Source organism: Xanthomonas sp. NCPPB 2866 (assembly GCF_041475745.2).
Lineage (GTDB): Bacteria > Pseudomonadota > Gammaproteobacteria > Xanthomonadales > Xanthomonadaceae > Xanthomonas > Xanthomonas arboricola.
This window is the reverse complement of record NZ_CM192975.1, coordinates 828,003-848,570: the sequence shown is the minus strand read 5'-3', so window position 1 is coordinate 848,570 and position 20,568 is coordinate 828,003. Positions and strand designations below refer to the sequence as shown.

Annotated in this window: 19 protein-coding genes; 3 read left to right on the top strand and 16 right to left on the bottom strand. The window is 66.1% G+C overall.

What is annotated here, in order from left to right; all coding sequences use genetic code 11:
* Position 1 precedes the first annotated feature (1 nt).
* The 3 genes from ACCQ04_RS03595 to ACCQ04_RS03585 all read right to left on the bottom strand — a co-directional run bounded on the left by ACCQ04_RS03595 (position 2) and on the right by ACCQ04_RS03585 (position 2,911).
* Positions 2-442 carry a response regulator gene (locus tag ACCQ04_RS03595; RefSeq protein ID WP_016900854.1) on the bottom strand — a complete coding sequence of 147 codons (441 nt, stop codon included), beginning with the start codon at positions 440-442 and terminating at the stop codon, positions 2-4.
* Entirely contained in the window at positions 439-2,250 is a 1,812-nt protein-coding gene (locus ACCQ04_RS03590; protein ID WP_024939669.1) for a sensor histidine kinase, read from the bottom strand. Before ACCQ04_RS03590 ends, ACCQ04_RS03595 begins: the two co-directional genes overlap by 4 nt.
* 286 nt (positions 2,251-2,536) lie before the next feature.
* Positions 2,537-2,911, bottom strand: coding sequence for a BON domain-containing protein (locus ACCQ04_RS03585; protein WP_024939670.1), 375 nt, complete (start codon positions 2,909-2,911; stop codon positions 2,537-2,539).
* A gap of 150 nt (positions 2,912-3,061) precedes the next feature.
* Between ACCQ04_RS03585 and ACCQ04_RS03580 the strand changes: the two genes are divergently transcribed.
* Positions 3,062-4,129 carry an oxidoreductase gene (locus ACCQ04_RS03580; RefSeq protein ID WP_226426838.1) on the top strand — a complete coding sequence of 356 codons (1,068 nt, stop codon included), beginning with the start codon at positions 3,062-3,064 and terminating at the stop codon, positions 4,127-4,129.
* A 204-nt stretch (positions 4,130-4,333) separates the two neighbouring features.
* Here ACCQ04_RS03580 and gnd read toward each other — a convergent pair whose 3' ends face one another.
* The 8 genes from gnd to ACCQ04_RS03540 form a co-directional block, all read right to left on the bottom strand.
* Positions 4,334-5,275: a phosphogluconate dehydrogenase (NAD(+)-dependent, decarboxylating) gene (gene gnd, locus ACCQ04_RS03575; RefSeq protein ID WP_039514966.1), complete on the bottom strand. Its 942-nt coding sequence runs from the start codon at positions 5,273-5,275 to the stop codon at positions 4,334-4,336.
* A 20-nt stretch (positions 5,276-5,295) separates the two neighbouring features.
* Entirely contained in the window at positions 5,296-6,588 is a 1,293-nt protein-coding gene (locus tag ACCQ04_RS03570; RefSeq protein ID WP_152971639.1) for a hypothetical protein, read from the bottom strand.
* Between the two features lie 213 nt (positions 6,589-6,801).
* The gene (locus ACCQ04_RS03565) at positions 6,802-7,182 is read right to left on the bottom strand and encodes a glycine zipper 2TM domain-containing protein (protein WP_024939674.1); all 381 of its coding nucleotides are present in this window, start codon (positions 7,180-7,182) and stop codon (positions 6,802-6,804) included.
* Positions 7,183-7,302: 120 nt separating this feature from the next.
* Positions 7,303-8,082: a DUF2242 domain-containing protein gene (locus ACCQ04_RS03560; protein WP_065046483.1), complete on the bottom strand. Its 780-nt coding sequence runs from the start codon at positions 8,080-8,082 to the stop codon at positions 7,303-7,305.
* Positions 8,083-8,155: 73 nt separating this feature from the next.
* Positions 8,156-9,220 (bottom strand): DNA methyltransferase, encoded by a 1,065-nt coding sequence (locus tag ACCQ04_RS03555; protein ID WP_160955174.1) that lies wholly within the window; start codon positions 9,218-9,220, stop codon positions 8,156-8,158.
* Complete coding sequence (locus tag ACCQ04_RS03550) at positions 9,213-10,313, bottom strand: radical SAM family protein (protein ID WP_226426839.1); 1,101 nt, start codon at positions 10,311-10,313, stop codon at positions 9,213-9,215. The genes ACCQ04_RS03555 and ACCQ04_RS03550 overlap by 8 nt, the downstream gene beginning before the upstream one ends.
* A gap of 22 nt (positions 10,314-10,335) precedes the next feature.
* Positions 10,336-11,739, bottom strand: a complete 1,404-nt coding sequence (locus ACCQ04_RS03545) for a nicotinate phosphoribosyltransferase (protein WP_226426840.1) — start codon at positions 11,737-11,739, stop codon at positions 10,336-10,338.
* 125 nt (positions 11,740-11,864) lie between these two features.
* Positions 11,865-12,920: a bifunctional nicotinamide-nucleotide adenylyltransferase/Nudix hydroxylase gene (locus ACCQ04_RS03540; protein WP_226426841.1), complete on the bottom strand. Its 1,056-nt coding sequence runs from the start codon at positions 12,918-12,920 to the stop codon at positions 11,865-11,867.
* 163 nt (positions 12,921-13,083) lie between these two features.
* Between ACCQ04_RS03540 and ACCQ04_RS03535 the strand changes: the two genes are divergently transcribed.
* Positions 13,084-13,950, top strand: a complete 867-nt coding sequence (locus ACCQ04_RS03535; RefSeq protein ID WP_226426842.1) for an endonuclease/exonuclease/phosphatase family protein — start codon at positions 13,084-13,086, stop codon at positions 13,948-13,950.
* Between the two features lie 54 nt (positions 13,951-14,004).
* Here the strand turns inward: ACCQ04_RS03535 and ACCQ04_RS03530 are convergent, their stop codons facing one another.
* Entirely contained in the window at positions 14,005-14,889 is an 885-nt protein-coding gene (locus tag ACCQ04_RS03530; RefSeq protein ID WP_226426843.1) for a LysR substrate-binding domain-containing protein, read from the bottom strand.
* A gap of 175 nt (positions 14,890-15,064) precedes the next feature.
* Here ACCQ04_RS03530 and ACCQ04_RS03525 point away from each other — a divergent pair, with 175 nt between their 5' ends.
* On the top strand, positions 15,065-15,808 hold the full coding sequence (locus ACCQ04_RS03525) for a sulfite exporter TauE/SafE family protein (RefSeq protein ID WP_104569095.1): 744 nt from the start codon (positions 15,065-15,067) through the stop codon (positions 15,806-15,808).
* A gap of 174 nt (positions 15,809-15,982) precedes the next feature.
* On the opposite strand, the gene ACCQ04_RS03520 is transcribed toward ACCQ04_RS03525, so the two are convergent.
* From ACCQ04_RS03520 to ACCQ04_RS03505, 4 genes are all read right to left on the bottom strand, one after another.
* The gene (locus ACCQ04_RS03520; RefSeq protein ID WP_181097827.1) at positions 15,983-18,142 is read right to left on the bottom strand and encodes a carboxy terminal-processing peptidase; all 2,160 of its coding nucleotides are present in this window, start codon (positions 18,140-18,142) and stop codon (positions 15,983-15,985) included.
* A gap of 384 nt (positions 18,143-18,526) precedes the next feature.
* Positions 18,527-19,540: a lipoyl synthase gene (gene lipA / locus ACCQ04_RS03515; protein WP_226426844.1), complete on the bottom strand. Its 1,014-nt coding sequence runs from the start codon at positions 19,538-19,540 to the stop codon at positions 18,527-18,529.
* Positions 19,541-19,555: 15 nt separating this feature from the next.
* On the bottom strand, positions 19,556-20,152 hold the full coding sequence (lipB, locus tag ACCQ04_RS03510) for a lipoyl(octanoyl) transferase LipB (protein ID WP_228960144.1): 597 nt from the start codon (positions 20,150-20,152) through the stop codon (positions 19,556-19,558).
* 89 nt (positions 20,153-20,241) lie between these two features.
* A complete protein-coding gene (locus ACCQ04_RS03505; protein ID WP_016900827.1) occupies positions 20,242-20,520 on the bottom strand; it encodes a YbeD family protein in 279 nt (92 codons plus the stop codon).
* Positions 20,521-20,568 lie beyond the last annotated feature (48 nt).

Here is a 20,568-nt window from a genome sequence, read left to right as displayed (position 1 = left end):
GTCAGTCCAGCTCCGGTGCCTGATTGATGACCGCCCAGAAGGTGCCGAGCGTCTTGACTGCGTTGAAGAACTGATCCACGTCCACCGGCTTGACCACGTAGGCATTCACGCCCAGGTCCCAGCTGCGGGCAAGATCGCTCTCCTCGCGCGAGGACGACAGGATCACCACCGGCAGGCGCTTGAGCGACTCCTCGCTGCGGATCTGCTTGAGCACTTCCAGCCCGTCCAGGCGCGGCATCTTGATGTCCAGCAGCAACACCGCCGGCAGGCCTTCCTCGCGATCGGCGAAGATGCCCCGACGCAACAGGTAGTCCATGGTCTCCACGCCGTCCTCGACGTGCACGATGGGGTTGGCCAGGCGGGCTTCGCGCAGCGCGTCGACGGCCATTTCCGCATCGGCCGGGCTGTCTTCTGCCAGAAGAATGGTACGGATGGCGGTCATACATTGAACTCTTGGTTGGGCGCTTCAAGCGCAGGAGGAAGCACAAAATAGAACGTGGCGCCTTCGTCGACCGCGCCTTCGGCCCAGACCCGGCCGCCGTGACGCGTCAGCACACGCCGCACGCTGGCCAGGCCGATACCGGTCCCGGGATATTCGCTGGCCTTGTGCAGGCGCTGGAACACGCCGAACAACTTGGCGCTGTATTCCATGTCGAAGCCGGCGCCATTGTCGCGCACGCTGAACTGGTGGCCGCCGTCGGCCATCGGCGTGTAGGTGACCTCGATCCTGGCCACCTCGCGCTTGGTGCTGTATTTCACGGCGTTGCCGAGCAGGTTCATCCACAGCTGGCGCATCATGTTCTCGTCGGCCACCAGCACCGGCAACGGCGCGATATGCCAGTCCACACGGTGGCCGGTGTTCTCGCTCTGCACGTTGGAATCCAGGATCGCGCGGGTCTCCGACACCAGCGACTGCATGTCCACCGCCTGCAACCGCAGCGCGCTGCGGCCCAGGCGCGAGTACACCAGCAGATCGTCGATCAACGACGCCATGCGCCGCGCCGAGCTGCTGATCACTTCCATGTAGTGACGCGATTTCTCGTCCGCCGCATCGCCCAGGTGGCGCGCCAGCTTGTCGGAGAATCCGGCCACATGGCGCAGCGGCGCGCGCAGGTCGTGCGAGACCGAATAGCTGAAGGCTTCCAGCTCGCGATTGACCTCCGACACCTGCTCCACCTTGCCCTCCATCTGCCGGTTGAGCTCCTGGATGCGCAGCTGCGAGGCCTTCTGCAGGCTGATGTCGCTGACCGTCATCAGCACCACGTCTTCGTCGCTGGTGTCCGGCAGCGGCATGCGCCGCGCGTTGATCAGCATGGTGCGCTGCACGCCATCGGCGGCGCGCTGCTCGTGTTCGTAGTCCCACAACTCGCGGCCGCGCAGCAACACGTCGGCCAGCCGCTGATGGATCTGCGCATCGCGCCAGACGCCATCGCCCACGTCCTCCAGCGGCATCGATTCGTTGCCGCGCTCGTCCAGCCCGTACAACTCGGCAAACGCCGGGTTGTGCAGCAGGATGCGCTGGCCGGAATCCAGCAGCACGATCGGCTCGCGCACGGTCTGCAGCACCGACGACGCGCGGCCGTTGGCGCGCAGGTATTCCTGTTCGGCGGCCAGGCGGCGACGGATCTGCCGCTGCAGCAACCAGGTCACCGTGCCCAGCAGCAGCAACTGCACCACCAGCGTGCCCCAGCTCAACACCGCGTAATGCGTGCGTTCGGTGTCGGCGCGCGCACTGCGCAACTCCAGCAGCTTGCCCTCGGCGTCCTGCAACTCGTCGATCAGCACGCGGATCGGGTTGTTCAGGGTCATGTCGTTGATCAGCAGACGGATCTGCTCCGGCGCGGTGGTCACCGCAATCCGCTCGGCCAGCAACAGGCGCCGCTCGATGGTGCTCTGGATACGCCCCATCCGCACCTGCTGTGCGGGGTTGTCCTTGGTCAGCACGATCAGCCGCTGCACCGCCGCCAGCGACTCGCGCCGGCCGCGCCGCATGCGCTCCAGCAGGGCCGGGCGCTGCACGCCATGCGAGCGCATCAAGGCCGCAGATTCGGTATCGCGCATCGCCGCTTCCAGGCGCTGGGCGGTCTCCTGCACCTCCTGGCTATGCGACACCCACACCGCGGCCTGGTTGGCGTTGTGCGCCATCTGCTGCAGCAGCAGCGACGGCACCACCACAATCAGAAACACGGCAACCGCCAGTAATGGCAGGCGCCAGCGATCCCATCTGTCTTCTTGGACCGTTGTCTGCATTGCTAGGTCTGTATCCGCTCGCTGCCAAGGCCCCGAAGGCAAGTCGGCATTGTCTCCGATCAGGCCCAGGATGAGATTAACGATTCAGCCTGATCACTCCCACGGCGACATAGCTGAATGGGCATATCATAAGTGCAGTAAACGTGAAAATGGTGCGAGCACCCGGCCGCCCGTCGGCGTGCCCGTCGTGCGCGCAGGCAACAAAAAAGGCGCACCCCATGGAGTGCGCCTTGTGCTCGGTTCAGCCGCCTCGCCTCGGCTGGCCCGGCATTCGCTACCGCTGCAGTTACATCTTTGCAGCGACGACCTTCAGGCCGGTGGACTTGACGCTCTTGACGCCTTCGATGCCCTTGGCAACTGCCACGGCCTTGTCGTGCTCGGCCTTGGTGGCAACCGTGCCGGTCAGGGTGACGATGCCGTTCTTGGTCTCGACCTTGACGTCGGTGCCCGACACATTGTCGGTGGCCAGCAGATCGGCCTTCACCTTGGTGGTGATCCAGGTGTCGGTCACCGGCTTCTTGGATTCGTTCATGTTGTCGGCAGCGTGATCCTTGTGCGCGGCGTGCTCCTGCGGCGCAGCGAATGCCTGCGAGGCACCCAGCGTCAGACCGAGCGACAGCGCCAGAGCCAGCAACTTGCGTGCATGTGTGATGTTCTTCATCGGATGTACCCTCCTGTGAATGTGGCCGCAGTCTGCAGTGGCGCTCGTCGTGCACACGTGACTGCCGGATGCAGGGGTTGTGAACCCGGCGCACACGGGTGGGTGCAATACCATGCAGGCCTCCTCCGTCGTTGCGATGAACCGTTTTCAATGCCTAAACCGTTCAATCTGGCCGTCGTCGGCTATGGCTATGTCGGCCGCACCTTCCATGCCCCGCTGATCGCCGGCACCGCGGGCCTGGCCCTGCACAGCGTGGTGTCGTCCAAGCCGCAGCAGGTGCAGGCCGACTTCCCCGATGTCGCCGTGCTGGCCGATCTGGAAACGGCACTGGCCGATCCGGCGCTGGATGCGGTGGTGCTGGCCACCCCCAACCAGACCCACGCACCATTCGCGTTGCAGGCCCTGGCCGCCGGCAAGCATGTGCTGGTGGACAAACCCTTTGCACTGGACGCCGCACAGGCGCGCGAGGTGGTCGCTGCTGCGGCGGCGGCCGGGCGTATCGTCAGCGTGTTCCAGAACCGGCGCTGGGATGCGGACTTCCTCACCGTGCGCCGGCTGATCGACGAAGGCCAGTTGGGCGAGGTGGTGGAATTCCATTCTCACTTCGACCGCTTCCGGCCGCAGGTGCGCGACCGCTGGCGCGAAAGCGATATCCCCGGCGCCGGTCTCTGGTACGACCTGGGGCCACATCTGCTCGATCAGGCGCTGCAGCTGTTCGGCACGCCACAGGCGATCGGCGCGGACCTGCAGCGCCAGCGCAACCAGGCGCGCAGCGACGACTATTTCCACGTCACCCTGCGTTACCCGCGGCTGCGCGTGATCCTGCACGCCGGCTCGCTGGTGGCCGACAGCGGCCTGCGCTTTGCCGTGCACGGCACCCGTGGTAGTTACCTCAAACATGGGCTGGATACCCAGGAAGACCAGCTACGCGCCGGACGCCGCCCCGGTACCGCCGGTTGGGGCGTGGACCCGCTTCCGGGCACGCTGACCCGCGTGGACGACGAAGGCCGCGTGCATACCCATCAACCCGACACTACGCCGGGCGACTACCGCCAGTGCTACGCCGCGTTTCGCGATGCCCTGGCAGGCGCCGGACCGGCACCGGTCAGCGCTGCCGACGCGGTGCAGGTGATGGAACTGCTGGAACTGGCGCAACGCAGCGCCGCCTCGGGCCAGGTGCAATGGCTGGAAGGCGCGAACGCGGGTTCACGCGACTGATGCACGGCCGGGCGCCGGTGCAGGCGCCCAGCCGATATTGGGCATCGGCAATGGCGCGCTCGCATTCTGCGGTGCCACGCCCGGGCACTGCATCGATGCGCACTGCCATCAGTCAGCGGACACGCCGGCAATCGCCGGACACAGACGCGATGGCACAGACCTGCACTGCGCGCCATGCAGGCGCGCAGGAATCGGCGCGATCGCTCAGACGTCCTTGCTGCCGATCGTCGGCGCGGCTTCCGTGGTGGTCTTGACCGCATGACCACCGAACTGGTTGCGCATTGCGGCCAGCAGCTTGTCGGTGAACGAATCCTTGTCGCGCGAGCGCAGCCGCTCCATCAGCGACAAGGTGATGATCGGCGCCGACACTTCCAGGTCGATCGCCTCGGCCACCGTCCAGCGCCCTTCGCCCGAATCGGCCACGAACGGTGCGATACCGGCCATGGTCGGATTGTGCGCCAGCGCATCGGCGGTGAGATCCAGCAGCCACGAACGCACCACGCTGCCATCGCGCCAGATCTCGGCCACCTGGTGCAGGTCCAGCGCAAAGTCGGTCTTGTGCTGCATCAGCGCGAAGCCCTCGGCATAGGCCTGCATCATTCCGTACTCGATGCCGTTGTGGACCATCTTGGTGAAGTGGCCGGCGCCGCTCGGGCCGACGCGGCCCCAGCCCTTGTCCGCTGCCGGCGCCAGCGTGGCCAGCACCGGATGCAGCGTGGTCACCGCCGCTTCGTCGCCGCCGACCATCAGGCTGTAGCCTTCCTGCAGGCCCCAGACGCCGCCGCTGGTGCCGCAATCGACAAAGGCGATCCCACTGGCATGCAGCAGCGCGGCGCGGCGTTGCGAATCCTTGTAGTACGAATTGCCGCCGTCGATGACGATGTCGCCGGCCTGCAACAGCGGCAGCAGCTGCGCCAGGGTGTCGTCGACGATCTTGCCCGCCGGCACCATCAACCACACCACGCGCGGGCTCGGCAGCGCGGACACCAGTGCAGCCAGCGCATCGGCGGTGACAATGCCCTTGGCCTGCGCACTGCTACGCGCACCTTCGCCAGGATCGTAGCCATGCACGCGGTGTCCGCCGTGCACCAGGCGCTCGGCCATGTTGGCGCCCATGCGGCCCAAACCCACCATACCCAGTTCCATAATCGCTCCTCATGATCTGATCAGTGCAGGGTGCCACGCCCGGCGTACGCTGGCGTGGCGGAATTCTCAATGGATTGTTCCGTCGCGGTGCCGGCGCCGCACTGTTGCAGCTGCCAGTCGATCCAACGCCAGTACAAGGTGCTGCGCAGATTGTGCAAGGTCAGGTCGATGGCATACGGCGTGCGCGGATTGCGATCGAGCAGGCGCGCCACGTGGTACCCGATCGGCTTGATGCCCTTGGGATGCACGTACACCAGAAAGCCCTGGTAGAACGGGTCATCCAGCATGCCTTGCAGCGTCTGCAGGCGTGCCTGCTGCTGCGGGTCGAGCGTGGCGCGCAGCGCGGCATCGCGTTCGTACAACAGCCGCTCGAAGCGACGCTTGCCCGGTCCGCGCAGTTCCCTGGCCAGCTCCCAGATCTGCCGGTTGCGCGCGTCGTAGTGCGCAAAGCCGCCGTGCTGCGCCAGCGCCTGCGCCGCCGCATCGCTGACGTCCACCACCACGAAGTTTTCGGCCTGGTTGTGGATGTCGTCCAGAAACGACTTGTCGAACACATGCGCGATAAATCCCGGCGCGCCGACAAATGCCTGCCGGCCCAGCTGCGCGGTCCTGGCCGCCTTGCCGTCGGCGAAGAACTCGCCGGCATGCGCACCCAGCAGGATGCTGTCGGTGTCGTGCAGGGTCAGAAACGTGCCGATCGACAACTCGCCCGAGGTGAACACCTGATCGAATCCGGCATCGCCATACAACTCGCGCTGGGTGGCCAGCTGGGCCACCTGCCGCCCCACTCCGCATTCGGAGCGCACCTGGCCGCGATAGAACGCATCCAGCGCCTGCGCATTGCTGCCGCGCGGTTGATAGCCGCGCCCGAAACTGCGAAAGCCGCTCCAGCCCTGCGAGGCCGCGCCACGCCAGCCGAATCCGATCCAGCCCAGCTGCAGCGCCGAAAACCGGTAGCCCGGGTTGTCCTGTAGCTGCGTGGTGGCACGCCGTGTGGCCGCACCGAGTTCGAACGCGTATGCGCATTGGGTGGCGCTGTCGTCCAGCAAGGCCTTCAGCGCGGCGCCGCGTTGCTGCGCGTTCCAGCTGGCCGGCAGCGTCAGCTGCAGATCGCCGGCCGCACGCGCCTGCGCAAGCGAACCGCGCGTGCACGGCTCGCCGCGCTGGATCACCGGCGCACCCACTGCGGCGCTGCGAATGCTCCAGCCCAGCTTCTGCAGCAAGGCATCCACACAGTCAACGGACGCCTTGCGTGCGGTCTCGCTCGGCGCGGCCGCGGCAGCCTGCAACAGCTGCACACCGAGCAGCGCCATCGCGCATAGACGCACTGAGAGGCGGCGGCGCGGTCGATGCGGCGCGACTACTGATACTGACGCAGGCCGCATCACTCCCGTCCACCGCCGCGGGCGGGGCTTCTGAAACGCACTCATCGGTACAAGGTGGTGTAAATCGGCAGCAAGCTGCTGCATCCTCAGACGTAGAAAGCCCCGGCAGGACCGGGGCTCGTAGGATTCACTGCATTAGGTTCAGCGGCGTTCGCAGACGCGCTCGACCTGACGGTTACCGTTGGCTTGCTGGCGGTTGCCCTGAATGGTGCGGCCCGCTGCGCCGCCGGCAACTGCACCGGCCACGGTTGCCAGCTTCTTGCCGTTGCCGCCACCAACCTGGTTGCCGAGCAGGCCACCAATGGCCGCGCCGGCAACTGTCCCGCCGATGCGATTGGGATCGGTCGAGTTCTTCTGCACTTCGACATTGCGGCAGCGCACGCGCGTGCCATCGCCGAACTTGCGGCCCTCATCTGCTTCGGTGTAACGCTGCTGGTACGAACGCGTTTGCGCCTGCGCCAGTGTGCTGGTTGCCATCAACGCGATCAGGGACATACCCACGAGGGAATTGCGCATCTTCATCGTCTGTCTCCATCTCGCCCCTTGGCGAGTCATGGCTGCACTTTCGCCACTTGGTCGAGAACGCGACGTGAAGCGTGCAACCGGCTATTCAGGCTCTGGAGCAGAGCCTGAATCGCTTCGTCACGGTTGGCTTGCTGGCTCGGTTTGCGGCAGCTTGGCTGGTGTCGGCGGTGGGTCCTGCGCCTCCACCGGCAATGGCGCCACCGGCGGCTGTGCGACAGGCGTTGCAGCAGGTTGCGGCGCAGCTGTAGTGGGCGTGGCCGGTGGAGTGGCTGCCTCGCTGGCCTGAGTGGCCGCAGGCACCGGAGCCGATGACATCGCATGCGGTGGCGGTGACGGAGCAACAGGTGCAGGTGCAGGCACCGCTTCGGTGACCTTGGGCAGGTACGAATTCAGACGGTCGAAGAAGCGTTTGTAGAAGGCCGCGTCCTGCACCGTGGTGCTGGACACGCGCACCAGCGAATCGCCGCTGCTGCCGACCGGCAACGACAACGAACCGAGCACACCGACACCGACGCTGGCCGAGGTCGAACTCTTCTTCAGCGCGTAACGGTCCTGCAATGCGCTGACGAACACCTGCGCCTTGCCGCCGTCCTGCGTGGCACAGGAAATACGCAGATTGAGTTGTTCGCTCTGGTCGGCTTCCTTGAGCTGGAAGTTCTTGCTGCCTTCCACCGCAGCGGCATCGGCACGCGTCACCGCATAGCCCTGGCTCAACAACACCCGGCGCGCGGCCTCGCAGGCCTGCGGCGAGGTGGAGGCCACACTGCGCGAGTAGGTGTCGTCGGAATTGAACGACTCACGCATCAGCATGGTGTCGCCCTTGCTGCCACCGCAACCAGCCAGGGTTGCCAGCGCGCCAAGCAGGGCACCGCGCGCAATCAGGGAAGAACAAGACATGGAGACATTCCGGCATCCAAAACCGGCACAGAGCATAGCCGCAACCGGTGTGCGCGCGGCGTCGCTTGGCCGATCAGGGCAACGGCGGTTCATCCGCTGGCAGTTGCAGGTCCAGCTGCAGGCGGCCGCCGTCTGCGCCGATGCGCTCGGCGCGCAGATAGTGGTGGGCACGCACCGCCGCCAGCGCGACCGGCGCCCGGCATGGCTCGCCCCACAGGCTCAAGGCGAATCCCTGCGCCTGTAGCCAGACGGTGAGGCGGTCCCAGAGCGGCTGCTCGGCCTGCAGGATCAGGTCCAGATCCGCCGGCCCCTCCGGCACCGACTCGGGTGCCTGCAGCCAGCGCGCGTAGCTGCCGTGCACCTGCACCGGCAGGCCGTCTGCGCGTAGCGCCTGCAGCAGCAGCGCTGCCTGCTGCAGGTCCAACTGCGCACGGCAGTGCTGGAAGATCAGCGCGTACTCGTGGCTGCGATTGCTGTGCGTGCCTGCAGGCGCCAGCGCTGCGCCCGGCCGCCGGTAGCACAGCACCCGCTCCTCGCGCAGGGTGAACAGGCTGGCAAGGATCCGCCCCAGATCCCACGCCTGCGGGATCACCCGCCCGCCGACGACGACGTTTTCCACCATCGCCACACCGAAGCCATCCACTCGCATCCGCTTGCGCAAGGCATGCAATACCGCCCGCATGCCGGACAGATAGCCTGCGTAATCGGCACTGGCATACAACTGCCCCGGCAGTGCCGCACCGCGCCAGTGGCAACCGAAATACGGCACGTTGGTCAGGCACAGATCGATCGCCGCCGCAGGCGCGGTGTCGACCAGCGTGCCGACCACGACCGGCGCCTGCACGCCGTGCCGCTGCAGGCGCGTACGTGCAAGTTGTGCACGAGCGGCATCGATCTCCATGCCATGCGCGCCACGCCCTTCCAGCGTCGCCGCCAGCAGCGTGCTGCCGAATCCACAGAACGGGTCGAACACCTGCGCGCCCGGCACGCTGAAGTGCCGCACGAACGGACGCATTTGATTCACCCAGCCGCAGTCGCGCCCGCCAAGCGGATCGGCTGCGCGCAGATCCTCGGGCAATGCCCAGGACGGCTCATCCGGCGCCGGCGTCCACCAGCTGCGCTGGTCGAGCTCATCCATCGCCCGGCTCCCACAGCACATCGGCATCCGGGTCCCAGCCCGCGCACAGGCGGCCATTGGCGAAGAACACCAGCTTGTAGAGGTCGCCGGTGGCGTGGCGTGCGTGCATGGCTGCGTAGTCGGCGCTTTCGAACACTACTTCCAGGCCGTCGTCGCTGCGCATGCGCAGATTCCAGAAGTAATAACCCTCGGTCATGCCGTCGGCTTGCCAACGCGACCACCATGGCTGCTGCATGCAGTCCGCCAACAGGCTTTCCATGCCGATGCGATGCTGCGCGATATAGCGCCAGGTGCCATTGCTGCGGTACGCATCGTCCAGACGCGACAACTCGCGAAAGATCACCTGCGTGGCGCCACAGCGACGCGCCCACGCGATGTACTGCGCCACGCCATCGGCACAGTCCACGCCGCCCCGTTGCACGATGCAGACCAGCCGCACCGGCAGGCGCGCTGCGACGCGTTGCGCCGTCCGCGCGAAAATGGCCGCATCGGCAATGGGCTCGTCTGGACGAAAGCGCATGATCGCGTCGTTGCCGGCCTGCAGCGGGTGGTGACGCGACAGCTCGATCCACGACAGGCCGAAGTCGACCAGGGCATCGAGCAACTGTGCCCCCTGCGCGCGCGCCAGGCCGGCACCATTGCTGTACAGCACACGCTGCTCCACGCACGGGCCGTCGGGCGTCGTCGCCAGGGTCTGCAGCAAGGCCTGCAACCAGTCCGGGTCGTCGGTCATCTCCAGGCCGGACAAGGAATACGACAACGGCACCCCGTGCAGCAGCTGCAACGCAGCGCGCAACTGCGCAAAGTAGTCCGGCCCTGGCCGCAACATTGCTGCCGCCGGGCCACCACGGTGTTGACGCAGGTTTTCCGAACAGAAGCCGCAGCGCGCCGAACATGGCCGTACCGAGGCATACGGGGTCAAGGTGATCGGCAACGCTGCCCGATACGCGCGCTCGCCGATGCGCAATGCATGCCATCGGCTGCTCTCGTCCTGCTGCGGCACACGCCGCCGCAGGCTGGGCGCGGCCGCGCGCAACCCGGCCAACAGCGGCGATGCAGACAGCAACGAGTCTTCGTCGAGGGAGGCGTGCATGCCGCTAGCCGCGCGGCGAACGTCAGCGGCGCGCGACGTCGGCACGTGCGCGCACCTGCTCCAGGGTCCACTCCTGCTGCATGACGCCGTTCTCCCACACCGTCACCAGCGCATCTTCGCTGTCGGCATGCGCGTCGACTTCATCCAGCAACGCGCTGCGATAGCTGCCATCGGCACGGTCGCGCAGCAGGGTCAGCCGACCGCGCTTGCTCTGCTTGCCCTTGTCGGTGATCGGGTCCTTGTAGACATCGATCCATTGCCCGTCCACGCGCACGGCCGAGCACTTCAACGCGAACTTCTGGGTGTCGCGATCCACCTTCTGCAACAGCGCACCGCCCATGCCGAAGGCGACGTTGTCGGCGGCATAGCCGGCAGTAGTGATGCGTTCGAGAATCGCGCGCAGCGACTGCGGGTTGATGCCATCGCCCTGGATCACCCGCACATGGTTGAGCACCTTGTAGCCCTTGTCGTTGCGCTGATGGCCGAACGCCTCGTCCAGCAGCAGCAGGCATTGCTCGACCACATCCACCGGGTCGCCCGAATCCGGACGGATCACCACCGTCGCACCGGAGGCAATCACCTCCTCGCGCAAGGTGGTGCCCCAATGCTCGCGGATCGCGCGGTAGATGTCGTAGCTGTCCGATACCACCGCCACCAGCGAACCGGGGCGCGCGAACTGCGCCAGCATGTTGCGGTACGCATCGGCCTCGCGCTCGCGGCCCCAGCTGGTGATGGTGCTGTGCTCGGCAGCGGGAATCGAATAGCCGGCTACCGGCGTGTGGTAATGCGCACGCGCCAGCAGCAACGCCGACAAGGTATCGGTGCCGAGGAAGTTCACCAGATGCGCGGCACCGCCCAGCGCGGCCGAGCCAAGGCTGGACACCCCACGCGCGCCGAAGTCATGCAGCTTGAACGGCAACTGCCCTTCCGGATCGTCGCTGGTGCGCTGCAGGTAATCGCGTACCACCTGCTTCACCTGCCAGCTCACCGTTGCCACCGTCACCGGGTACCACACGCGCAACAGCAGCGTTTCCAGGTACGACGGCACCCAGAACGCCTTGGGATCGGTGGATTCGATCGTCATCAACACATTGTGCGTGGGCACGACCGTGCCTTCGGGCACGGCACGGATGCGGATCGGCAGTTGCCCGCCGAGACGATCGACGATGTCGCGCCAGCCGGCTTCGTTGAACGGCTCGCCATGCGCGGCCAGCAAGGCCTTCGCATCGTCGATGTCGGCATGCGTCACCGGCCGGTTGATGGCCTCTTTCAGGATCGACTGCAGGCCGAAGAACACGGTCTGGTCGTAGACGCCACCGCGTGATTCGACATAGAAAAACGCCGCATCGGTGCCGGGGGGATACTGCAGCCAATGGCTGGCCTTGTAGCTGTCGGTGTTGAGCAGCAGGTTATCGAGGTAATGCATGACGGAAGCTCCTTCGCGTCGAATGAACCAGCGGTCTGTCCGCCGGCGGGAGGCTACGGTTCAAGCCGATCCTGGATTGCGCGCGGACGCCTTGGGTGGGTGACGGCACGCAATCCTTGTCGGCCTCAGCCGCGACCCAGGAAGAATTCGAGGATATGCAGATGATCTTCGTACAGGCGCGGGCCCATTGCCATGACTTCGGCGAGCGGAATCCAGCGCGCCTTGTCGGCATCGTCGCCGCCACGCACCGCGGGCAACTCACCGGCCGGAAATTCGAAATGGAATGCATGGGTGATGGTGCGTCCGCGCAGGCTGCGCTCGGGGTGGTCGAACACCTGGCGTCCACGCAATGAGCCCTTGAGCACCGGCACCGGCACTTTCAGCCGTGTTTCCTCGCGCAGTTCGCGCAGGCAGCCGTCCAGCAGACCTTCGTCCTGGCCGACGAAACCGCCGGGCAATGCCCACAAGCCCTTGCCCGGCTCGGCGCGACGACGCACCAGCAGCACGTGGCCCGAATGCACCACCACCGCATCGGTGGTGACGAAGGTCGGCGGATACGGCGCATCCTTCCAGGCGGCGCGATACTGCTCGATGAAACGGTATTCGGCCACCAGCTGCGCATAGCTCGGCGAGTTGCGCCGGAACGCTTCCAGCATGTCGTACACCGGCGCCGGCACATTGCCGCGCAGCATCAGCAACCCACCGTGGAAACCGATCTCGCCGGCCTCGAACAGATAGCGGCGCAACTCGGTGGCCGACAGCGTGGCGGTATGTTGCACATCTTCCAGCGGCCACTGCGGAAACTCGCGCAAGTAGTAGCTGCTGGCGTCCTTGTCCATGCCGATCAGGCCGATGCGCGCATCGGGCGTGCCGCCATCGGCCTGCACGGCCTCGGCGACCTGGCGCTGCACCTCGGCAATCCACAGGCTTTCGTTGTACAGATGGTCGCGCAACGGGCGCAGGATCAGCCGCTGGCTCTCGCCCGGCAACGCGGACTCGATCATCACCGCACGTTCGGCGACGGTCCACGGGTTACGAATGGTGCGAGGCGTGTCGGCAGAGCCGATCAACACGATGAGCTTGCTCGCCTTGCCCAGCGCGTGGCGGGCGACGGCGGCGTGGCCGTTGTGAAAGGGCTCAAAACGCCCGATAAACACGAGATAGTCGTACTGCGGTGCCATGAGAATCCCTCACGGTTGAGTAGGCAGCCAGCGGTCTATCCGGTGGCTTGGTGCAAATGCTACGCCGATGTGCGACGACGTCAAGCGGGCACGGTATGTCGATGACATTTCGGTCATGCATGCCGATTAGACTCGCCGATTGATCCTTGAGGAATCCGCCTGCATGTCACGCCTGTCCGTTCGCGCCATCTCACGTTCCCTGTTCGCCGTACTCGCGCTGCTGTGCATCGCCTTGCCTGCGTTGTCTGCACCTGCGCCTGCGCCTTTGCGGGTGATGTCGTTCAATGTGCGCGTGCCGGTGGATACCGATGGCGACAAGCGCTGGAGCGTGCGCCGCACGGCGATGGCGGCATTGGTCGAACAAGCGCACCCGGACGTCTTCGGCACGCAGGAATTGGTGCAGGAACAGGCGCAATATCTGGCTGCGCAACTGCCTGATTACCGCTGGTTCGGCAAGGGCCGCCGCGGCGACGACAGCGACGAGCACATGGGCGTGTTCTACGACAGCCGCGCGGTGTCGGTGGTGGAATCGGGCGACTTCTGGCTGTCGGAAACGCCACAGGTCCCCGGCAGCAGCAGCTGGAACACCGACCTGCCGCGCATGGTGACCTGGGCCCTGTTCGAGCGCCGCAGCGACAAGCGCCGCTTCTATCTGCTCAACACGCACTTCGCCCACCGCGACCAGGACGAGGCCGCCCGCGAGCACAGCGCGCGCCTGATCCTGTCGCGCATCGCGGCGCTGCCGGCCAACATTCCGGTGGTGCTGACCGGCGACTTCAACAGCGATCCTGACCAGGGCACCTACCGCGTCCTCACCGCCTCGCTTGGCGATGCACGCGCCCGTGCCCCCGAACCGCAAGGCCCGGAAAAAACCTTCCAGGACTTCACCACGCAGCCGACCCGTCGTATCGACTGGATCCTGTTCCGCGGCCTGACACCGACACGCTTTTCCACGCTGGATCAGCGTCCCGGCGGTGTATTGCCGTCCGACCACTATCCGGTGCTGGCCGAATTCGCCTGGCCGCGTTGATCGCGCCAGCGACGTGACGCTGTCACGATGCCGGCCGCTCTGACGCGACGCAGCTCAGTCGTGTTGCAGCCAATCCACTAGCGCTTGCAGCATGGTCGACGGCGCAGGCTCGCAACGCAGCACGATCGAAAGTTGCCGCGGTGCCCAGGCTGCATCCAGGGGCACCGTGGCCAGTTGATCGCGCACGCATGAGCGTTGCACTGCGGCGTGCGGGAGAATCGCCACGCCCATGCCTTGTGCGAGCATGCGGCACAACACGTCGATGCCTTGTACCTTTGCACGCATGCGCACCTGCACGCCGGCGCGGTTCATCTGCACGCGCAGATGCCGTTGCAAGGCGTTGTCGCCGGCCAGCCCCAGCGTGTCCATTCCGGCGAGCTCGCTCAATTGCAGTGTCGCGGCGCCGGCCAGTGGATGCGCTGCAGCCATCACCAGCACCAGCCGATCCTCACGGAACGGCAGCACCTGCAGCCCACTGAGATCGGCATGACCCGCGACCACGGCGATGTCGGCGCGTTCCTCGCGCACCGCATCGGCAGCTTCGTCGCTGCCCTGCTCGGTCAATGCCAGATCCAGCTGCGGATGTGCGATGAGAAAATCCGCCAACCGTTCGGGCAACCATGCCGACAGCGCCGCGGTATTGGCCGCCAGCCGCAGCGTCACCTGGCCACCGCCACCGTAGCCGCCCAGCTCCAGCTGCAGCGCCTCGGCCTGCCGCTGCAATTGCCGTGCGTGCCGCAGCAACACGCCGCCGGCCGGAGTCAGACTGACGCCGCGGCGCCCGCGTTCCAGCAGTACGGCGCCCACCTGCAGCTCCAGCGCACGAATCCGCGCACTGGCAGCGGCCAGCGACAACGCCGCGCGTTGTGCACCGGCAGTAATGCTGCCGGTCTCGACCACTGCGATGAACAACCGTAAATCGACAAATTCCAGATGCATGAGCGCTCCACAAGCACGTGCAGTCATCGACATGCGCTCGCCACCGACAGGACAGGCCAGCCAAGCCAGGGGCCTCTGCACGCGCGGCATCCCGCCTTAGCCTTCGGCGCTGCCGAAGCCTGCATCAAACAATCACGCATTGTCTGCCGCGGAACAAGCCCGGATCCTTGGCTGCATGGAGACATTGCACACCCACTGGTATCTGATCGCAGGCGTGTTTTTGCTGGCAGGCTGGGTCAAGGGCGTGGCCGGGATGGGCTTGCCGACCGTTGCGATGGGGCTGCTGGGTCTGTGGCTGACGCCTGCCGAGGCAGCGACCTTACTGGTTCTGCCTTCGCTTGTGACGAATGTGCAGCAAGCCTGGGGGCCGGACACCGCGACCCTGTTGCGACGTCTGTGGCCATTGCTGGCCGCCGTGACGCTGGGCACCTGGCTGAGTGCAGGGGTGCTGACAGGCGCCGACCCCAGCCTGGTCCGCGCCGGGTTGGGCGCGCTGCTGGCGCTGTACGCCTTGCTTGGGCTGGCCCGTCGACACTGGACGATGCAGGCACGTCACGAACCGTGGGCAGGGCCACTGGCCGGGCTGGCCACCGGTCTGTTGAGTGGCGCCACCGGCGTGTTCGTGCTGCCATCACTGCCCTACCTCACCGCCCTGCAACTACCACGCGAGCTGTTGATCCGCTCCCTGGGCTGGTGTTTCGGCGTGGCGACGCTGGCGCTGGCCAGTGCCCTGGCCTGGCACGGCGCGCTACCCCGCGCGGCGATCGCTCCGTCGTTGTGGGCACTGCTACCTACCGCCATCGGCATGTGGCTGGGCGCCTGGGTGCGCAACCGCATTTCTGCCGAGACGTTTCGACGTTTCTTTTTCACCACCTTGCTGGTGCTCGGTCTGCAAGGTGTCTGGCAGGCACTGGCATAAGCACAACGGGCGTCGCACGACACGCAGGCACGGCAGCCGGCAATCGATCGTCAGTCAAATCCGCTCGCGACGTCGTGCCAGACATGAAAGGGGCGGCCAATAAGAACGCCACCGCGATGCGGTGGCGTTTCTTGTATTTAACGCTGATGTCGTCGCCAGCTGTTCGACGAACGATCAGTCGGCCCAACGTCCCGGCGCGGTCGACTGCGGCAGCACCTGCGCCGACAGCGGCTGGTCCTGCGACAGCAGGCCCAGCGCATCGGCGAGGATGGCGGCCGATTCGTGCAGCAGTGGATCCGGGCGCTTTTCTGCGGCCTTCTCACGCGCGGTGTCCTTGACGATATCGCGCTCGTTGCCGGTCAGGCCGTCGTCGCTGTCTTCGGCAAGCGGGTCCAGCGGCAGGCCCAGCTGCTTGCGCACCTGCTGGCGATCCTTGCGCTGCTGATCCTGCTTCTGACGCTCGGCAACGCGCTCGGCTTCGTTCAACGAGATGTACTTCTTGGCCTTCTCATCGCGGAACTGCTTGACGTCCTCTTCCCACCACTGGAATTCCTTGTCGGTGGCGATACGCGCGGTGTGCAGGCCCTGCAATTTGGGCAGCAGTGGCGCGAAGTTGCCGTACTGGGTGTGCGGTGCGGCGGCGATGCGCGTCCACGGCAGCGCGTTGTCGTAGGTGCTCTCGCCGAACTCGGTGGCATCCACGCTGGCCGGGAATGCGATATCCGGCACCACGCCCTTGTGCTGGGTGCTGGAGCCGCTGACGCGGAAGAACTGCGCGATGGTCAGCTTGACCTGCCCGTAGCGCTGGCCTTCCGCCGCCGGCCAGCGGTCCAGGTCGACGATGTTCTGCACCGTGCCCTTGCCGAAGCTGGTTTCACCGATCACCAGGCCGCGGCCATAGTCCTGGATGGCACCGGCAAAGATCTCCGATGCGGATGCCGAGCCGCGGTTGATCAGCACGCCCAGCGGACCGTCCCAGGCCACCTTTGGATTGCTGTCGCCATTGACGGTGACCCGGCCGCCGGATTCGCGCACCTGCACCACCGGGCCCTGCTCGATGAACAGGCCGGTGAGCTCGATCGCCTCGTCCAGCGAACCGCCGCCGTTGTTGCGCAGGTCCAACACCACGCCGTCGACCTTGTCGGTCTTGAAGCCGGCCAGCAGCTTGGCGACGTCGCGCGTTGCCGAGGCATAGTCGGTCGCGTTGCGGCGACGGCCTTCGAAATCCTGATAGAAGCCCGGCAGCTTGATGATGCCGATGCGGCGCTCCGGCTCGTTGCCCTTGGCCGGCAGGGTGATGGTCTCGCCTTTGGCGGCCTGCTCGGCCAGGCGCACCTTCTGCCGGGTCAGCGTCACGGTGCGGTGCTTGCCGTCGATGCCCGATTCGGCCGGGATGTATTCCAGGCGCACCTGGGTGTCCTTGCTGCCGCGGATCTTGGCGACCACGTCGTCGATGCGCCAGCCGATCACATCCTCGATCGCGCCGTTCTTGGCCTGGCCCACGCCGACGATGCGATCGCCCGGCTTGAGCGTGCCATCCACCGCTGCCGGACCGCCCGGGATGACCTCGCGGATCACCACCATGTCGTCCTGCTTCTGCAGCTGCGCACCGATACCTTCCAACGACAGCGACATCTGCTGATTGAAGTTTTCGGCCGTGCGCGGCGTGAAGTAGTCGGTATGCGGATCGACTGCGTTGGTGTAGGCGTTGACGAAGAACTGGAACACGTCCTCGGCCTTCAACTCGTTGACCGAATCAGCCAGCGCCGCATAGCGCTTGTCCAACGTCTTGCGGATGTCTTCGGGCTTCTTGCCGGCCAGCTTCAGGCGCAGCCAGTCGTTCATCACCGACTGGCGCCACAGCACGTCCAGCTGCTTGTCGTCGGCAGCCCAAGGCACGTCCTTGCGGTCGTACTCGAACTTGTCGCTGCCGGTGAAATCGAAGTCCTGCTTGAGCAGGTCGCGCGCGTACTTGACGCGCTGGTCGACGCGCTTCTTGTAGACCGAGAACACCTGGAACGCCGGATCCAGCTTGCCGCCGCGCAGCGCGTCGCCCACGCCTGCTTCCAACGGTGCGAAGCCGGTGATGTCGGTCTGGGTAAAGAACTGTTTGCTGCCGTCCAGGGTTTCCAGATAGCGCTTGAACACGTCCTTGGTCATGGCCTCGTCCAGCGTGCGCGGACGGTAGGCGTAGCGGCTGTCGGAGAGCAGGCCATAGACCAGCTTGGTCGCTGTGGCCTGGTCGGGCGTGGCTGCCGCCGGCAACGCCGTGTCGGCGCGTGCGAGCAAGGCCATCGGAGTGGTCAACACCAGCGCCAGCAGGCCGGCCTTCATGGACGCAGAAACGTTGTAGGTCATCGAATGGCTCTCGGCACAGGGCCGACGAAAGAAAGGCGGTGAACGGATCAGACAGCATGACAGTGCCGAAAGTTGCTGGCGTTGTCATCCGCTGGCTGAATCAGCCTAGCGCCGGGCCTGTAGCGGATTGTGAACGCGACCGTACCCTGCAAGCCGAGAGCAGCGGCCGGAGACGACACGACCCCGCGGTGTGCGGGGTCGTGTGGGTCGTTCTAGCTCGAAATCATCGGAGCTACTCGCGGGCGGTCGCGGGCAGTTCGCGACGACATGCACTCGGCATGCGGCCGGATGCGGCATCAGCTGACGCCGGCACTGGCGGCCGCGCCCGCCTGAGCGTGGGCGCAGGCGTGATCGGCTGGCTTAAGCAGCGACGCCCGCGCCGGCGGCCTGACGATCGGCGTGATACGAGGAGCGCACCATCGGCCCTGAAGCGACGTGGCTGAAGCCCAGCGCATTGCCGTAGTCCTCCAGCGCATTGTATTCCTCCGGCGTCCAGTAGCGCATCACCGGATGGTGATGCGGCGTCGGCTGCAGGTACTGGCCGATGGTGATCATGTCCACATCGTGCGCGCGCAGGTCGCGCAAGGTGGCCTGCACCTGCTCCATCGTCTCGCCCAGGCCGAGCATGATGCCGGACTTGGTGGCGATGGACGGATGCTGCGCCTTGAAGCGCTGCAGCAGGGTCAGCGACCACTGGTAGTCGGCACCCGGACGCACGTTCGGGTACAGATCCGGCACGGTTTCGATGTTGTGGTTGAACACGTCCGGCGGGCTGAGCGCCAGGATCTCCAGCGCGCGGTCCATGCGGCCCTTGCCGCGGAAGTCCGGGGTCAAGATCTCGATACGGGTCTTGGGTGAGCTGACCCGGATGGCCGAAATGCAGTCGACGAAATGCTGGGCACCGCCGTCGCGCAGGTCGTCGCGGTCCACGCTGGTCACCACCACATACTTCAGGCCCATGTCGGCCACGGTAGTGGCCAGGCTGGCCGGCTCGTTTGCATCCGGCGGCTTGGGCCGGCCATGCGCCACATCGCAGAACGAGCAGCGCCGCGTGCAGACCTCGCCCAGGATCATGAAGGTGGCGGTGCCGTGGCTGAAGCACTCGTGGATGTTCGGGCAGCTGGCTTCCTCGCAGACCGTGACCAGGCGGTTTTCGCGCAGCTTGGCCTTGAGGTTCTGCACTGCATTGCCGGACGGAATCCGCACCCGGATCCACGACGGCTTGCGCAACACCGGCGCATCGACGAACTGCACCGGCGAGCGGTTGATCTTGTCGCCACCGATCTGCTTGACGCCGGTCTGCAGCGGCGCAGGTGCGGCGGTGTCGCCGGAGACGACCTGCAAGGGGATGGAACGGGCGATAGGCTGGGTCATGGCAGTAACGGGCGCTCAGGCCGGAAGCGAAAGGTCGGGCAACGCGGAGACAGGCTGCAGGACGAGACCGAACTGGCGCGCCAGCTGATCGAGCAGCACCGCCTTGACGGCGTCCATCCCGGAGGGGCCGCCCAAGTCTAGCACCGAGGTCACCTGCAGGCCCTGATAGCCACAGGGGTTGATGCGGTGGAACGGCTCCAGGTCCATCGCCACATTGAACGACAGGCCGTGGAAGGTGCAGCCGCGCCGCACCCGGATCCCGAGCGCGGCGATCTTGGCCCCGCCCACGTACACGCCCGGCGCGCCCTCGCGGCGCTCGGCGACGATATTCCATTCGTCCAGCGTGTCGATCAGCGCCTGCTCGATCTTGCACACGTAATCGCGCACGCCGATCTTGAGCCGGCGCAGGTCCAGCAGCGGATAGACCACCAGCTGGCCGGGGCCGTGATAGGTCACCTGGCCACCGCGATCGACCTGCAGCACCGGAATCTCGCCCGGCGCCAGCACATGCTCGGGCTTGCCAGCCTGGCCCAGCGTAAACACCGGCGCATGCTCGACCACCCACACTTCGTCTGCGGTGGCCTCATCACGCGCATCGGTGAAACGCTGCATCGCACGCCACACTGGCGCGTAGGCCTGTCGGCCGAGATCGCGCAACTGCGCCGGCAGGACGGGAACAGCGCTTTCCGCAGCCTGGACCGCTACAGCGTCCACTTCACTTCCGGGTGGTCGCGCAGCGCCTGGTGCGCAGCGTCGAACTGCTCGCGGCTCTCGGCGCGGAAGCCGATCTTGACCGAGACATATTTGCCGCTGGACGAATGCTTCCAACTGATGCTTTCCTCCAGCAGCTCCACACCGGTGGCGGCGAGCAGGCGCGGAAGTTCGCTTTCCAGCCCGCGTTCGGCCGCGCCCATGGCGCTGAGCTCGAAGGTACCGGGAAACTGGAAGCCGTGATCGGGGTTGTCGGTGCTGATTTCCATCCGCCCATTATCGGGACGATGCCAGACAAACCCAAGCCCGCACTGGTC

What these genes read in the sequence shown, in the direction of transcription:
- ACCQ04_RS03595 (WP_016900854.1), bottom strand. Translation starts at nt 442, where the DNA reads ATGACCGCCATCCGTACCATTCTTCTGGCAGAAGACAGCCCGGCCGAT.
- ACCQ04_RS03590 (WP_024939669.1), bottom strand. Translation starts at nt 2,250, where the DNA reads ATGCAGACAACGGTCCAAGAAGACAGATGGGATCGCTGGCGCCTGCCA.
- ACCQ04_RS03585 (WP_024939670.1), bottom strand. Translation starts at nt 2,911, where the DNA reads ATGAAGAACATCACACATGCACGCAAGTTGCTGGCTCTGGCGCTGTCG.
- ACCQ04_RS03580 (WP_226426838.1), top strand. Translation starts at nt 3,062, where the DNA reads ATGCCTAAACCGTTCAATCTGGCCGTCGTCGGCTATGGCTATGTCGGC.
- gnd (WP_039514966.1), bottom strand. Translation starts at nt 5,275, where the DNA reads ATGGAACTGGGTATGGTGGGTTTGGGCCGCATGGGCGCCAACATGGCC.
- ACCQ04_RS03570 (WP_152971639.1), bottom strand. Translation starts at nt 6,588, where the DNA reads ATGGCGCTGCTCGGTGTGCAGCTGTTGCAGGCTGCCGCGGCCGCGCCG.
- ACCQ04_RS03565 (WP_024939674.1), bottom strand. Translation starts at nt 7,182, where the DNA reads ATGAAGATGCGCAATTCCCTCGTGGGTATGTCCCTGATCGCGTTGATG.
- ACCQ04_RS03560 (WP_065046483.1), bottom strand. Translation starts at nt 8,082, where the DNA reads ATGTCTTGTTCTTCCCTGATTGCGCGCGGTGCCCTGCTTGGCGCGCTG.
- ACCQ04_RS03555 (WP_160955174.1), bottom strand. Translation starts at nt 9,220, where the DNA reads ATGGATGAGCTCGACCAGCGCAGCTGGTGGACGCCGGCGCCGGATGAG.
- ACCQ04_RS03550 (WP_226426839.1), bottom strand. Translation starts at nt 10,313, where the DNA reads ATGCACGCCTCCCTCGACGAAGACTCGTTGCTGTCTGCATCGCCGCTG.
- ACCQ04_RS03545 (WP_226426840.1), bottom strand. Translation starts at nt 11,739, where the DNA reads ATGCATTACCTCGATAACCTGCTGCTCAACACCGACAGCTACAAGGCC.
- ACCQ04_RS03540 (WP_226426841.1), bottom strand. Translation starts at nt 12,920, where the DNA reads ATGGCACCGCAGTACGACTATCTCGTGTTTATCGGGCGTTTTGAGCCC.
- ACCQ04_RS03535 (WP_226426842.1), top strand. Translation starts at nt 13,084, where the DNA reads ATGTCACGCCTGTCCGTTCGCGCCATCTCACGTTCCCTGTTCGCCGTA.
- ACCQ04_RS03530 (WP_226426843.1), bottom strand. Translation starts at nt 14,889, where the DNA reads ATGCATCTGGAATTTGTCGATTTACGGTTGTTCATCGCAGTGGTCGAG.
- ACCQ04_RS03525 (WP_104569095.1), top strand. Translation starts at nt 15,065, where the DNA reads ATGGAGACATTGCACACCCACTGGTATCTGATCGCAGGCGTGTTTTTG.
- ACCQ04_RS03520 (WP_181097827.1), bottom strand. Translation starts at nt 18,142, where the DNA reads ATGAAGGCCGGCCTGCTGGCGCTGGTGTTGACCACTCCGATGGCCTTG.
- lipA (WP_226426844.1), bottom strand. Translation starts at nt 19,540, where the DNA reads ATGACCCAGCCTATCGCCCGTTCCATCCCCTTGCAGGTCGTCTCCGGC.
- lipB (WP_228960144.1), bottom strand. Translation starts at nt 20,152, where the DNA reads ATGCAGCGTTTCACCGATGCGCGTGATGAGGCCACCGCAGACGAAGTG.
- ACCQ04_RS03505 (WP_016900827.1), bottom strand. Translation starts at nt 20,520, where the DNA reads ATGGAAATCAGCACCGACAACCCCGATCACGGCTTCCAGTTTCCCGGT.